This window comes from Microbacterium sp. AC132 (assembly GCF_979258525.1).
In genome coordinates, this window is the sequence record NZ_OZ409862.1 from 3143532 (window position 1) to 3157660 (window position 14129).

Here is a 14129-nt window from a genome sequence, read left to right on the forward strand (position 1 = left end):
ACGACAAGCCGGACGGATCGTCCTCGCAGCAGCATCCGCCACGACTCCTGCGAGACGACATGACCTACCCGCGTTCCTCCTTCGGCCCGGCCGCCGACCAGGCTGCCTCCGTCGCCCCGAGCCCTCGGTTCCCTCAGATCGAGCGCGAGGTGCTCGACTTCTGGGAGACCGATCAGACCTTCCGCGCCTCGATCGAGCAGCGCGAGGGCGAAGACGAGTGGGTCTTCTACGACGGCCCGCCGTTCGCCAACGGCCTGCCGCACTACGGGCACCTGCTCACGGGCTACGCCAAGGACGTCTTCCCGCGATTCCAGACCATGATCGGCAAGAAGGTCGATCGTGTCTTCGGCTGGGACACCCACGGTCTGCCCGCCGAGCTCGAGGCCATGAAGCAGCTCGGCATCACCGAGAAGAGCCAGATCGAGGAGATGGGCATCGACGTCTTCAACGCGAAGGCGAAGGACTCGGTGCTCAAGTACACGCATGAGTGGCAGGACTACGTCACTCGTCAGGCTCGCTGGGTCGACTTCGAGCGCGGATACAAGACGCTCGACCTCGGTTACATGGAGAGCGTGCTCTGGGCGTTCAAGACCCTGTTCGACAAGGGACTCGCCTACGAGGGATACCGCGTGCTGCCGTACTGCTGGCGCGACGAGACCCCGCTGTCGGCGCACGAGCTGCGCATGGACGACGACGTGTACCAGAACCGTCAGGACCCGTCGGTCACCGTCACGTTCCCGCTGACCGGTGCGAAGGCTGAGGCCCTCGGTCTCACCGCCGTGCGGGCACTCGCCTGGACGACCACCCCCTGGACCCTCCCCACCAACCTCGCGCTCGCCGTCGGCCCCGACATCGAGTACGTCGTGCTGCCCGCCGGTCCCGGAGGAGCTGCCGACGTGCACCAGGTCGCGGGAACGACGGATGCCGCCGTCGAGGCCTCGGCCCACCGCTACCTTCTGGCGCGGGAGTTGCTCGGCGGCTACGTCAAGGAGCTCGGATACGAGAGCCTCGACGAGGCGCTCGCCGCGGTCGACGCGACGGTGCGCGGAGCCGAGCTCGAGGGCGTCACCTACGACCGGCTCTTCGACTACTACGCCGACGCCGAGACCTACGGCACGGAGAACGCCTGGCGCATCCTCGTCGACGACTACGTCACGGTCAGCGACGGCACCGGCATCGTCCACCAGGCTCCTGCCTACGGTGAGGACGACCAGCGGGTGGCCGGTGCTGCCGGCATCCCGACGATCCTGTCGCTCGACGATGGCGGACGATTCCTGCCGAACGTCACCGACGTCGCCGGGCAGCTGTGGATGGACGCGAACACGCCGCTCATCCGCCTGCTGCGCAGCGAGGGGCGCCTCCTGCGCGAGCAGAGCTACGTGCACTCGTACCCGCACTGCTGGCGGTGCCGGAATCCCTGATCTACAAGGCCGTGTCCAGCTGGTTCATCCGCGTCACCGACATCAAAGACGACCTGCTCGCGAACAACGAGCAGATCACCTGGGTGCCCGAGAACGTGAAGCACGGCCAGTTCGGCAAGTGGCTCGAAGGCGCGCGCGACTGGTCGATCAGCCGCAACCGCTACTGGGGCTCGCCGATCCCGATCTGGAAGAGCGACGACCCCGAGTACCCGCGCGTCGACGCCTACGGCTCGCTCGAGGAGATGGAGCGCGACTTCGGCACGCTCCCGCGCAACCCCGAGGGCGAGATCGACCTGCACCGTCCGTACATCGACGACCTCACCCGTCCGAACCCCGATGACCCGACCGGCCGGAGCACGATGCGCCGCATCGAGGACGTCTTCGACGTGTGGTTCGACTCCGGCTCGATGCCGTACGCGCAGGTGCACTATCCGTTCGAGAACCAGGAGTGGTTCGACACGCATGCGCCCGCCGACTTCATCGTCGAGTACATCGGGCAGACGCGTGGCTGGTTCTACGTCATGCACGTGCTCTCGACGGCGCTGTTCGATCGACCGGCGTTCACGGGCGTCAGCTGCCACGGCATCGTCCTGGGCAACGACGGCTACAAGATGTCGAAGTCGCTGCGCAACTATCCGGACGTCTCCGAGGTGCTCGACCGCGACGGCTCCGACGCGATGCGCTGGTTCCTCATGTCGAGCTCGGTGCTGCGCGGCGGCAACCTCGCAGTGACCGAAGAGGGCATCCGCTCGGGCGTGCGCGAGTTCCTGCTCCCGCTGTGGAACTCGTGGTACTTCTTCGCGACATATGCCAACGCGGCGAAGCCCGGCGGATACGACGCGACCTGGCGCACTGATTCGACCGACGTCCTCGACCGCTACATCCTCGCTCGTCTCGGCGACCTGGTGCGCGAGGTGCGTGCGGACCTCGAGGGTCTCGACTCCACGACCGCGTCCGCGCGTCTGCGCGACTTCGCCGAGGTGCTCACCAACTGGTACATCCGTCGTTCGCGCGACCGGTTCTGGGAGGGGTCGAGCACAGACGCCTTCGACACGCTCTACACGGTGCTCGAGACGCTGACCCGGGTCGCCGCGCCTCTCGTGCCGCTCATCAGCGAGCGCGTGTGGCAGGGGCTCACGGGCGGACGCAGCGTGCACCTGCAGGACTGGCCGGATGACACAGCGTTCCCCGCGGCGGACGAGATCCGCGACGCGATGGATGCCGTCCGCGAGCTGTCGAGCGTCGGCAACGCCCTGCGCAAGAAGGAGAAGCTCCGTGTGCGGCTGCCACTCGCACGCCTCACGGTGGTGTCACCTCTGGCGGCCACGCTCGGCCAGTTCGAGGACATCCTGCGCGAGGAACTCAACGTCAAGTCGGTCGAGCTCGTCCAGCAGTCGGACACGACCGCCGGCGGATACGGGATCAGCCACCGGCTGAGCGTGAACGCCCGTGCGGCGGGTCCGCGCCTGGGCAAGAACGTGCAGACGGTGATCAAGGCCGCGAAGTCCGGCGACTGGTCGGAGGTCGACGGCGTCGTGACCGCGGGCGGCATCGTGCTCGAGCCGAGCGAGTACGACCTCGTGCTCGAGACCACCGGCCGGCCCGAGGGGGAGGCGCTCGCGATCGTGCCGAGCGGCGGATTCGTCTTGCTCGACACGACGACGACTCCTGAGCTCGAAGCCGAGGGACTGGCGAGAGATGCCATCCGCGTCGTGCAGGAGGCCCGCAAGAATGCGGACCTCGATGTGAGCGACCGCATCGTTCTGGCACTGAACGTGGGCCCGGCTGATGCCGAGGCGCTGCAGGCGCATGCGGACCTGATCGCGGGGGAGACCCTGGCCGTCGCGTTCGCGGTGCAGGCGACCGACGACATGGACGCCCTCGTGCAGGAGGTCACCAGCCCCGGTGACGGCGTCTTCCGCAGTGGTGCGACCGCCCTGGGCGCCGACAAGCGTCCGATCATCGTCACGATCGACGTCACGACGAAGGAGCCCGCCGCATGAGCGCACGCGACAAGGCCGATGCCGTCTACGACAAGCTGCTGAGCCGTGCGGGGGAGCGCTGGGTGCAGCCGCGCAAGGAGCGCACAGCGCGCATCCTCGCGTATCTCGACGATCCGCAGCGCACGTATCGCGTCGTCCACATCACGGGTACGAACGGCAAGACCTCGACCGCTCGCATGATCGAGACCCTGCTGCGCGCGCACGGGCTGCGCACGGGCCTCTTCACCAGTCCGCACCTCGAGCGCTTCACCGAGCGCATCGTGATCGATGGAGAGCCGATCGAGGATGCCGCCGTCGTCGACGCCTGGAACGAGATCGAACCGTTCGCCGAGATCGTCGACGCCGAGCTCGAGGCAGCGGGTGAGGAGCCGCTCACGTTCTTCGAGCTGCTCACCGTGCTCGCCTTCGTGGCGGTGGCGGATGCCCCGGTCGACGTGCTCGTCCTCGAAGTGGGAATGGGCGGCGAGTGGGACTCGACCAACACGGCCGACGGTGATGTGGCGGTGTTCGCGCCCATCGACATCGACCATGCCGATCGTCTCGGCGGCACGATTGCCGAGATCGCGACCGTGAAGGCGGGAATCATCAAGGAGGGCGCTGCCGTCGTGTCGGCCCAGCAGCCCGCGGAGGCCGCCGAGGTGCTGCGCCGTGTCGCTGCCGAGAGGAACGCCACGATCGCCTTCGAAGGGGAGGAGTTCGGACTCGCCGAGCAGAAGCTCGCCGTCGGCGGACAGCTGCTGACCATCCGCGGTCTCGCCGGAGCGTATGTCGAGGAGTACCTGCCCCAGTACGGAGCGCACCAGGGACACAACGCGGCCCTCGCGGTCGCAGCCGTGGAGTCGCTCATCGGCGGGGCGCAGCAGCCGATCGCCGCCGACATCATCTCGGAGGGCCTGCAGGGCTCGACCTCGCCGGGGCGACTTCAGCTGTTGGGCGTCGCTCCCACGGTGATCGTGGATGCTGCGCACAACCCGCACGGCGCAGCCGCGCTCGTGCAGGCGATGGATGACAGCTTCGACTTCGACGAGTGGGGTGTGGTGCTCGGCGTGCTCGCTGACAAGGATGCCGCCGGTATCGTCTCGAAGCTCGCGCCCGCGGCGGCCCATGTGTTCGCCACGGCGCCCGAGTCCGACCGTGCGAGCGACGCGGATCTCATCGCCGATCTCGTCGAGTCGACGGGACAGCGTGCGACGGTGCACCCGACGCTCGCCGAGGCAGCGGACGCCGCGCGCGAGTGGGCGGCGTCATCGGATCGCCGGGCCGTCGTGATCGCCGGCTCGGTCGTGCTCGCCGGCGAGGCGATCGCTCTCGCCGAGGAAGAGGACTGGAAGTCGGGATGGCGCGCGTGACCGCTGCATCCCGCCCGGCCCGTCCGCCGCGTCCCCCACGCACTCTGGTGCAGAAGCTGGCGCCGATCGTGCTCGGTTTCGAGTCCATCGTCGTCTTCCTCGCGGGGCTCACGGTCTTCGGTCTGAAGACGCTGCCCGCGGGCATCCCGCAATGGTGGGGGATCGTCGGCGGTGCCGTCGTCGGGCTCGCCTGCCTCGCCCTCGCCGGCATGATCACGAAGCCGTGGGCGATCACGGCGGGCTGGGTCCTGCAGGTCGTCATCGCTCTGGCGGCTATTCTGGTCCCCGCGATCCTGCTCGTCGTCGTGGTTTTCGGCGGCATGTGGGGGTATGCGACGATCATGGGGGCCCGATTGGACGCACGACGTCCCGACGGGCCCACGACTGAGACTCAGACAGAGAGTGAATGACATGGCCACCGAAGAAACCCTCGTCCTCGTCAAGCCCGATGGTGTCGCCCGCGGCCTCACCGGCACGATCCTGGCGCGCATCGAAGCGAAGGGCTACGCCCTCGTCGACATCCGCCTGGTCGAGCCCGACCGCGACCTGCTCGCCGAGCACTACGCGGAGCATGAGGGCAAGCCCTTCTACGAGCCGCTCCTGGAGTTCATGCTCTCGGGCCCGTCGGTCGCCATCCGCCTCGCCGGCAACCGTGTGATCGAGGGCTTCCGCTCGCTCGCCGGCACGACCGACCCCACCACCGCCGCGCCCGGCACGATCCGTGGCGACTTCGGCCGCGACTGGGGTCTCAAAGTGCAGCAGAACCTCGTGCACGGCTCGGACAGCCCCGAGTCGGCCGCACGCGAGCTCGGGATCTGGTTCGACTGACCGATCCGCACACGACGAAGCCCGCCGCACGAGATCGTGCGGCGGGCTTCGTCATGTCGGGGCGGGGTCAGAAGATGATGCGCGCCATCTCGCCGAGGAAGTCCAGGCCCTGCAGCTGCGCCATCATGATGATGACCGCGTAGGCCAGGATGGTGGCCAGCGGAACCCAGACCATCAGCTTGTCGGCGCGTTCCCGGGTCTTCTCGTTGCGTGTGAAGGTGCCGTTGCGGGTCAGATGCAGCATCGTCGCGAAGAAGGTCGGGATGGTCACTGCCCACGTCACCATGCACCACGGGCACAGAACCCCGAGGTTCGCGGCGTAGAGGCTCTGGCCGATGAGCCAGCAGACGAGTCCGAAGGCGAAGGTGATCCCCGCGCCGAAGGCCGCCCAGAACCACCGCGGGAACCTCGCCCCGGCGAGGATCGCGACGCCGATCACCAACGGGGCCATCCACCCGGTCAGTCCGAGCAGCGGGTTGGGGAAGCCGAAGATCTCACCCTGCCAGGACCCGAGGTTCTTGCTGCACTGGATGAAGGGGCTCACATCGCAGGCGAGCGCGTCGGTGGGGTTCTCCAGAAGCACGAACTTCTCGACCGTCAGCTGGAAGGCGGCGAACCAGCCGATGACGCTCGCGATGATCAACCACACGGCATAGACGACGGGGCGGGTGCGCTGCTCGCTCATGTGTGGATTCTCTCAGCGATCGCTATGTATCGGGCGTGAGCGCGCCGGAGAAAACGACCCGGAGTCGCGAGGATGCCGCGAACCGGCGCACTTGGTGCGATAATGGCCTGTGATGCATCGCTCGACCCCGTCGTGGCGCGCATCGACGCAGACTTCGGGGCCGTATGCCCCTCGTGATCAGAGCCATGGGCCGGTCGCACACCGAATGAGTTCGCGACACCTGCGGGTGTCGCATGAGAGTTAGCGGAACACGAAGTGTCCGCGCGAGGAGCAAGCCAGAGATGGCCGATGAGAACAATGACTACGACGCCCCTACCCTCGACTTCACTGCGGATGCTGACGCGCCCGCAGAGGTAGTCGCCGACGCTCCGGAGGCTGAAGCATCCGACGCTCCGGCCGACGGCGAGGGTTCGACGAGCGAGACCGCCTCGGCCGAGGAGACTCCTGCGGAGGAGGCCCCTGCGGAGGACGCTCCTGCTGAGGAGGCTCCTGCTGAGGAGGCTCCCGTCGAGGATGCCCCGGCTGAGGATGCCCCGGCTGCGGAGGCTCCGTCGCAGGACGCGCCCGACGCCGCTGCAGCGCAGCCCGACGCCGCTGCAGAGCAGCCCGACGCCGCTGCAGAGCAGCCCGACGCCGCTGCAGAGCAGCCCGCTGTCGAAGCCGCACCCGAGCAGCCCGCTGCCGAGAAGCCCGCTGCCGAGACCGCACCCGAGAAGCCGGAGGAGCCCAAGCCCCTCACCGCCGTCTCGCTGGGGCTGCTCCCCGAGGTCTTCGTCTCGCAGGTCTCGACCCAGCTGCACTTCTACGCACCCGAGGTCCTGCCGCTTCCTGCGCGCACGGGTCGCGAGCGTGTGTTCGACCGCATCGCCGACCGCGAGCAGGACGAGCCGGCCGGTCGTCGCGGCCGCCGTCGTCGCGGCGGTTCGGACGACCTCGACACTCGCGATCAGCGTGAGCCGCGGGAGCAGCGCGATGAACCGCGCCAGCCCCGTCAGCGCGTCGTGGAGTACATCACCGAGCCGAAGGCCATCAAGGGCTCCACGCGCCTGGAGGCGAAGAAGCAGCGCCGCCGCGACGGACGTGACGCAGGTCGTCGTCGCCCGGTCGTGACCGAGGCGGAGTTCCTCGCGCGTCGCGAGTCGGTCGACCGCAAGATGGTCGTCCGCTCCAAGAACGGCCGCACGCAGATCGGCGTCCTCGAAGACGGCGTGCTCGTCGAGCACTACGTCGCTCGCAACCAGGACGCATCGCTGATCGGCAACGTCTACCTCGGTCGCGTGCAGAACGTGCTGCCGAGCATGGAGGCGGCGTTCGTCGACATCGGCCGCGGCCGCAACGCCGTGCTGTACTCCGGTGAGGTCGACTGGGACGGCGTCGAGACCGGCAACCAGCCGCGTCGCATCGAGCTCGCGCTGAAGGCGGGCGACCGCGTCCTCGTGCAGGTCACCAAGGATCCGGTGGGCCACAAGGGCGCGCGTCTGACCAGCCAGATCTCGCTCCCGGGCCGCTACCTCGTGTACGTGCCGGGCGGATCGATGAACGGCATCAGCCGCAAGCTTCCCGACAACGAGCGCACGCGCCTGAAGCGCATCCTCAAGGAGGTCCTGCCCGAATCCTCCGGCGTGATCGTCCGCACGGCGGCCGAAGGCGCCACCGAGGACCAGCTCACGCGTGACGTCCAGCGGCTCACCAGTCAGTGGGAGCACATCCGCAAGCAGGTCGAGAACCAGCAGGCACCCGCACTGCTGCACGCCGAGCCCGACCTCCTCGTCAAGATCGTCCGCGACGTCTTCAACGAGGACTTCACGAAGATGCTCATCCAGGGCGAGGACGCGCAGCGCACGATCCGCGCCTACCTCGAGAGCGTCGCACCCGACCTCCTCGAGCGCGTCGAGTCGTATGAGGACGAGACCGACCCGTTCGACGCTTTCCGGATCACGGAGCAGATCGAGAAGGCTCTCGACCGCAAGGTGTGGCTGCCCTCGGGTGGTTCGCTGGTCATCGACCGCACCGAGGCGATGACCGTCGTCGACGTGAACACCGGCAAGTTCGTCGGCTCGGGCGGAAACCTCGAGGAGACCGTCACCAAGAACAACCTCGAGGCGGCCGAGGAGATCGTCCGCCAGCTGAGGCTGCGTGACATCGGCGGTATCATCGTCGTCGACTTCATCGACATGGTGCTCGAGTCCAATCGCGACCTGGTTCTGCGTCGCCTGATCGAGTGCCTCAGCCGGGACCGGACGAAGCACCAGGTCGCCGAGGTCACCTCGCTCGGCCTCGTGCAGATGACCCGCAAGAAGCTGGGCCTCGGCCTGCTCGAGACGTTCAGCGAGGCGTGCGACGTATGCGCCGGCCGCGGCGTCATCGTCCACCACGACCCCGTCGTCAAGCACCGCTCCAGCAGCAACGGGAACGGCAACGGCAACGGGAACGGCAGCTCTCAGTCCAACCGTCGCCAGCGCGGCGGCAACGGTCAGTCGCAGAGCGCTGCTCCGGCCGCGGTGACGACGCACAGCATCCCCGAGGGAGCGAAGTCGGCACTCGCGCAGATCGCAGCCTCGACGCGCACTCCGAATGCCGACGAGCCGGCAGAGGCCGTCGCTCCCGTGGCTGAGCCGACGGAAGCGACCGCACCGCAGGAGCGCGCCAAGAAGCCTCGCAAGAAGCGTGGATCCGACCGCAAGTCGTCGCCGAAGTCCCCGGCGGAGGCGCTGCTCGATTCGGTGCTCGATGCTCTTCCCGAGCCGAAGGCGCCCGGTCAGGGTCGCGGTCGTCGCCGCGTCTCGACGGCTGCCCTCACAGGCACGCCCGTCTCGGTGAACTCCGAGCCGTCAGCGCCGGTCGCGAGCGGGGATTCGGAGTCCTGAGGCGATCAGCCGCCTGACCAGCTCCTTGCCGCCGACATGCTGTGCGCCGGCGGTGAGGAGCCGGGGGATGATCTCTTCCGGAACGTCGTAGTGGTCGAGATCGAACGCGCGCGCGGGCACGTCATGCGCCCTCGCGAAGTCGTGCAGCTCCTGCAGGGTGTCATCGCTGACGAGATGAGCCCACAGGCGCCCGTGCGCAGGCCACAGGGGGTCATCGACGAGAACGGTCATCCCTTCAGCCTATGACCGGACACACCGGGCGGCACGTTTTGCCACAGTGTCCCGCATCCGGTAAAGTAGTCCCTTGGTGCGTATGCCGCGTCGTCCTGGACGGTCGGAGCGGAGAGTCTTGCGTTCGTGCCCGTCGCCCCGCGATGCATGCAAGCAACAGTCTTCCCGTGAGATCTCGGAGCCGCGAGCTCCCCAACGAAACAGGTATGAAGTGGTTTACGCAGTAGTGCGCGCCGGTGGGCGGCAGGAGAAGGTCGAGGTCGGCACGATCGTTCAGCTCGACCGTGTCAAGGCTGCACAGGGCGAGAAGATCGAGCTGGCCGCAGTGCTGCTCGTCGACGGCGCCTCGGTGACCACCGACGCTGATTCGCTGGCGAAGGTCAAGGTCACGGCAGAGGTCATCGGCAACCTCCGCGGCCCGAAGATCATCATCCAGAAGTACAAGAACAAGACCGGCTACAAGAAGCGTCAGGGCCACCGCCAGGAGCTCACGCGCGTCAAGATCACCGGCATCAAGTAAAGACCGAGGAGACCAGGACATGGCACATAAAAAGGGCGCAAGCTCCACCCGTAACGGTCGTGACTCCAACGCTCAGCGACTTGGCGTCAAGCGCTTCGGTGGACAGCAGGTTCTCGCCGGCGAGATCATCGTCCGCCAGCGCGGCACGCACTTCCACCCCGGCGTGAACGTCGGCCGTGGTGGCGACGACACTCTGTTCGCTCTGGCCGCCGGTGCGGTCCAGTTCGGCGCGAAGGGCGGCCGCAAGGTCGTCAACATCGTCGCCGCTGCTGAGTGATCACAGCACGACACTAGTCATCCGATTCGGGGCGGGCTTCGGCCCGTCCCGAATCTGCGTTTCCGGCCGAGTCCACATCTCAGGCCGCATCAATTGAGGAGAGAGACATGGTCAGCTTCGTCGACACCGTGACGCTGCATCTGCGCGCGGGCAAGGGCGGCAACGGCTGTGTCTCGGTGCACCGCGAGAAGTTCAAGCCGCTCGGCGGCCCCGACGGCGGCAACGGCGGTGACGGCGGCGACGTCGTGCTCGTCGCCGACACCCAGACGGGAACGCTCCTCTCGTACCACCACTCTCCGCATCGCAGCTCCGGAAACGGCGGCCCCGGAATGGGCGACCACCGTGCGGGGTTCATGGGCGAGGATCTCGAGCTTCCCGTTCCCGTCGGCACCGTGGTGAAGAACCCGGCCGGCGAGGTGCTCATCGACATGATCGAGCCCGGTGAGCGCTACGTCGTCGCCAAGGGCGGGCATGGCGGACTCGGCAACGCCGCACTCGCCACCCCGAAGCGCAAGGCTCCCGGGTTCGCGCTGCTCGGGACCCCCGGGTACGAGGGCGATGTCATCCTCGAGCTCAAGACCGTGGCAGACGTCGCTCTGGTCGGCTACCCCTCGGCGGGCAAGTCCAGCCTGATCGGCGCGATCTCGGCCGCACGCCCCAAGATCGCCGACTACCCCTTCACCACGCTGCACCCCAATCTCGGTGTCGTGCAGGCAGGGGACTCGCGGTACACGGTCGCTGACGTCCCCGGACTCATCGAAGGAGCGAGCGAGGGACGCGGTCTCGGACTGGAGTTCCTCCGTCACGTCGAGCGCTGCACCGCACTGCTGCACGTGCTCGACTGCGCAACGCTCGAGCCCGGTCGTGACCCGATCTCCGACCTCGATGTCATCCTGGGAGAGCTCGCCGCATACGAGGTTCCCGAGGGGCAGACCCCTCTGCTCGAGCGCCCGCAGCTCATCGCCCTGAACAAGATCGACGTGCCGGAGGCCCGCGACCTCGCAGACCTCGTGCGCCCCGACCTCGAGGCTCGCGGATTCCGTGTCTTCGACATCTCCACGATCTCGCACGAGGGTCTGCGCCCGCTGACCTACGCGCTCGGCGAGATCGTCGACCAGCACCGTGCCGAGCTCGCCGCGACCGAGGTCCCGCGTGAGCGCGTCATCCTTCGCCCGCGTGGCCCGAAGAAGGGCTTCGAGATCCGCGTCGAGGGCGGCAGCTACGGCAACGTCTACCGCATCCTCGGCGAGAAGCCGGTGCGCTGGGTCCAGCAGACCGATTTCCAGAACGAAGAGGCGGTGGGCTACCTCGCCGACCGTCTCGAGAAGCTGGGCGTCGAGGACGAGCTCTTCCGCCTCGGTGCCGTGCAGGGGTCGACGGTCGTCATCGGCGAGGGCGACAGCATCGTCTTCGACTGGGAGCCCACCATGACGTCTGCGGCCGAGCTGATGACCGCACCCCGTGGCACCGACCCGCGTCTCGCCCCCAACGGGCGTCGCACCACCTCCGAGCGTCGTGAGAACTACTACGAGCGCATGGATGCCAAGGCCGAGGCTCGCGCCGAGGTCGAGGCTCAGCGGCTCGCGGCCTACCGCGAGGACGGGGAGTGACTGCCCGCACGAGGGCGGATCTCGCCACAGCCTCACGGATCGTCGTCAAGGTCGGGTCTTCCTCGATCAGCGGGGAGTCCTCCTGGCGCATCCCCGTTCTGGTGGAGGCACTGGCGGCAGCGCACGCGCGCGGGGCCGAGGTGATCCTCGTCTCCTCCGGAGCGATCGCCACGGGCATCCCGTTCCTGCGTCTCGATGCTCGCCCCACGGACCTGGCCACTCAGCAGGCCGCAGCCGCCGTCGGACAGAACATCCTCGTGTACCGCTACCAGGAGTCGCTGCGTCCTTTCGACATCGTCGCGGGACAGGTGCTGCTCACGACCGGTGATCTCGAGAATCCGACCTCGCGCAGCAACGCGCGACGGGCGATGGAGCGACTTCTCGGTCTTCGCATCCTGCCGATCGTGAACGAGAACGACACGGTCGCGACGCAGGAGATCCGATTCGGCGACAACGACCGCCTCGGCGCGCTCGTGGCCCAGCTGATCGAGGCGGATGCGCTCGTGCTTCTCAGCGACATCGAGTCGCTGTACACCAAGCCGCCGTCCGACCCGACCGCTGAGCCCATCGACGTCGTCGCTCCGGACGCCGATCTCTCAGGCCTCGAGTTCGGCTCGACGGTCGTCAACAGTGTCGGCACCGGGGGAGCGGCGACGAAGGTGTCCGCCGCCCGACTGGCGGCCGCGTCCGGGATCGGTGTGCTCGTGACCAGCGCCGACCTCGTCGACAAGGCCCTCGCGGGCGCCGACATAGGGACCTGGTTCGAGCCCGCGCTCTCCTAGACTGGGCGGATGACCGACCAGACCCCGCAGGTGCGGCTCGAGCGTGCCAAAGAGGCGTCCCGCGCCACGGCCAGACTGACCAGCGACGACAAGTCCCGCGCGCTCGAAGCCATCGCGGTGGCTCTCGAGGGGAATGCGGCCGCGATCATCGAGGCCAACGGCCGAGACATCGAGCGCGGTCGATCTGACGGCATCGGCGAGTCGCTCATCGACCGACTGCGCCTCGATGAGAAGCGCGTCGCCTCCCTCGCCGCTGCGGTCCGTCAGGTGGCGGCTCTTCCCGACCCTGTCGGTCGTGTCGTCGGAGGGCACCGGATGCCGAACGGCGTCGCTCTCGAGCAGGTGCGGGTGCCGTTCGGGGTAGTCGGGGCGATCTACGAGGCGCGCCCCAATGTCACGGTCGACATCGCGGCGCTCGCGCTGCGCTCGGGGAACGCCGTGGTCCTGCGCGGTGGCAGCGCCGCACGAGACTCCAACGCGGTGCTCGTCGAGATCATGCGCCAGGCACTCGAGGAGGCAGGCGTCACCGCGGAAGCGGTGCAGACCGTCGACGACTTCGGTCGCGACGGCGCCACCGCCCTCATGCACGGACGGGGTTACATCGACGTGCTGGTGCCTCGCGGCAGTGCGGGGCTGATCGAGACCGTCGTGACCGAGGCGACCGTGCCCGTGATCGAGACCGGCGCCGGCAACGTGCACATCGTCCTCGACGAGAGCGCCCCTGACGACTGGGCGCAGGACATCGTCGTGAACGCGAAGGTGCAGCGCCCCAGCGTCTGCAATGCGGTCGAGACGGTCCTCGTGCTCCGTCAGGCCGCGCCACGGCTCGTCCCGCTGGTCGCGAGTGCGCTGCAGAGCGAGGGCGTGGCCATTCACGGCGACGACATGGTGGTCGGCCTCGTCTCGAACGTGATCCCCGCGACCGAGGAGGACTGGGCGACGGAGTATCTGAGCCTCGACATCGCGATCAAGGTCGTCGACACGCTCGATGACGCTCTCGACCACATCCGTCGCTACAGCACCGGCCATACGGAGTCGATCATCACGACGGATTCGCGCAACGCGGAGCGGTTCCTGGCCGAGGTCGACTCGGCGGTCGTGATGGTGAACACCTCCACGCGGTTCACCGACGGCGGGGAGTTCGGGTTCGGTGCCGAGGTCGGGATCTCGACGCAGAAGCTGCACGCGAGGGGCCCGATGGGGCTTTCCGAGCTGACCAGCACGAAATGGCTGGCGCGTGGGGCAGGGCAGACGCGCGGCTGAGGGCTAGACTAGGGGGCGCTGTGGCTCTTCGTGAGCCACGCCCGCCAGCCACGAAACGGAGTCAGGATGAACCTCGTCGCACAGATCGCGATGGTCGCTGCCGAAACCGAGCACCACGGCAATGTCCAGCTCGAGACGCTGATCTTCGGCGTCATCGCGATCATCGTCTTCGCCTTCCTCGGCCTGGTCACGCTGTCATACAAGAACGTCGCCAACCGTCACTCCGCCAAGGCTGACGCCTGGGCCGCGAGGCACGGCAAGGACGGCCACGAGGCAGGGCACGGCCACTAGGC

General features: G+C 68.0%; 12 protein-coding genes and 1 pseudogene. 11 read left to right on the plus strand and 2 right to left on the minus strand.

Features of this window, described 5'->3' with window-relative positions; all coding sequences use genetic code 11:
* Positions 1–59: 59 nt before the first annotated feature.
* The 4 genes and pseudogenes from ileS (at position 60) to ndk (ending at position 5601) form a co-directional block, all read left to right on the plus strand.
* Positions 60–3424: pseudogene (ileS, locus tag ACZZZQ_RS15100) on the plus strand (isoleucine--tRNA ligase).
* Positions 3421–4773, plus strand: a complete 1353-nt coding sequence (locus ACZZZQ_RS15105; protein WP_463507861.1) for a bifunctional folylpolyglutamate synthase/dihydrofolate synthase — start codon at positions 3421–3423, stop codon at positions 4771–4773. Before ileS ends, ACZZZQ_RS15105 begins: the two are co-directional and overlap by 4 nt.
* A complete protein-coding gene (locus ACZZZQ_RS15110; RefSeq protein ID WP_053096593.1) occupies positions 4761–5183 on the plus strand; it encodes a DUF4233 domain-containing protein in 423 nt (140 codons plus the stop codon). The genes ACZZZQ_RS15105 and ACZZZQ_RS15110 overlap by 13 nt, the downstream gene beginning before the upstream one ends.
* Before the next feature lies 1 nt (position 5184).
* Positions 5185–5601, plus strand: a complete 417-nt coding sequence (ndk, locus tag ACZZZQ_RS15115; RefSeq protein WP_029261664.1) for a nucleoside-diphosphate kinase — start codon at positions 5185–5187, stop codon at positions 5599–5601.
* A 67-nt stretch (positions 5602–5668) separates the two neighbouring features.
* On the opposite strand, the gene ACZZZQ_RS15120 is transcribed toward ndk, so the two are convergent.
* Complete coding sequence (locus ACZZZQ_RS15120; protein ID WP_053096588.1) at positions 5669–6286, minus strand: vitamin K epoxide reductase family protein; 618 nt, start codon at positions 6284–6286, stop codon at positions 5669–5671.
* Between the two features lie 281 nt (positions 6287–6567).
* Between ACZZZQ_RS15120 and ACZZZQ_RS15125 the strand changes: the two genes are divergently transcribed.
* Positions 6568–9153 carry an Rne/Rng family ribonuclease gene (locus tag ACZZZQ_RS15125; RefSeq protein WP_463507862.1) on the plus strand — a complete coding sequence of 862 codons (2586 nt, stop codon included), beginning with the start codon at positions 6568–6570 and terminating at the stop codon, positions 9151–9153.
* On the opposite strand, the gene ACZZZQ_RS15130 is transcribed toward ACZZZQ_RS15125, so the two are convergent.
* The gene (locus tag ACZZZQ_RS15130) at positions 9118–9384 is read right to left on the minus strand and encodes a DUF4031 domain-containing protein (protein ID WP_295104386.1); all 267 of its coding nucleotides are present in this window, start codon (positions 9382–9384) and stop codon (positions 9118–9120) included. The two genes, ACZZZQ_RS15125 and ACZZZQ_RS15130, sit on opposite strands and share 36 nt — an antisense overlap.
* 211 nt (positions 9385–9595) lie before the next feature.
* Here ACZZZQ_RS15130 and rplU point away from each other — a divergent pair, with 211 nt between their 5' ends.
* From rplU to ACZZZQ_RS15160, 6 genes are all read left to right on the plus strand, one after another.
* Positions 9596–9904 carry a 50S ribosomal protein L21 gene (rplU, locus tag ACZZZQ_RS15135; protein WP_072591411.1) on the plus strand — a complete coding sequence of 103 codons (309 nt, stop codon included), beginning with the start codon at positions 9596–9598 and terminating at the stop codon, positions 9902–9904.
* 19 nt (positions 9905–9923) lie between these two features.
* Positions 9924–10181, plus strand: coding sequence for a 50S ribosomal protein L27 (gene rpmA, locus ACZZZQ_RS15140; protein ID WP_028501603.1), 258 nt, complete (start codon positions 9924–9926; stop codon positions 10179–10181).
* 107 nt (positions 10182–10288) lie between these two features.
* Positions 10289–11791, plus strand: coding sequence for a GTPase ObgE (gene obgE / locus ACZZZQ_RS15145; protein ID WP_053096582.1), 1503 nt, complete (start codon positions 10289–10291; stop codon positions 11789–11791).
* Positions 11788–12573, plus strand: a complete 786-nt coding sequence (proB, locus tag ACZZZQ_RS15150) for a glutamate 5-kinase (protein ID WP_053096581.1) — start codon at positions 11788–11790, stop codon at positions 12571–12573. Before obgE ends, proB begins: the two co-directional genes overlap by 4 nt.
* Before the next feature lie 9 nt (positions 12574–12582).
* A complete protein-coding gene (locus ACZZZQ_RS15155) occupies positions 12583–13836 on the plus strand; it encodes a glutamate-5-semialdehyde dehydrogenase (RefSeq protein ID WP_072591409.1) in 1254 nt (417 codons plus the stop codon).
* Positions 13837–13902: 66 nt separating this feature from the next.
* On the plus strand, positions 13903–14127 hold the full coding sequence (locus tag ACZZZQ_RS15160) for a hypothetical protein (RefSeq protein ID WP_053096577.1): 225 nt from the start codon (positions 13903–13905) through the stop codon (positions 14125–14127).
* Positions 14128–14129 lie beyond the last annotated feature (2 nt).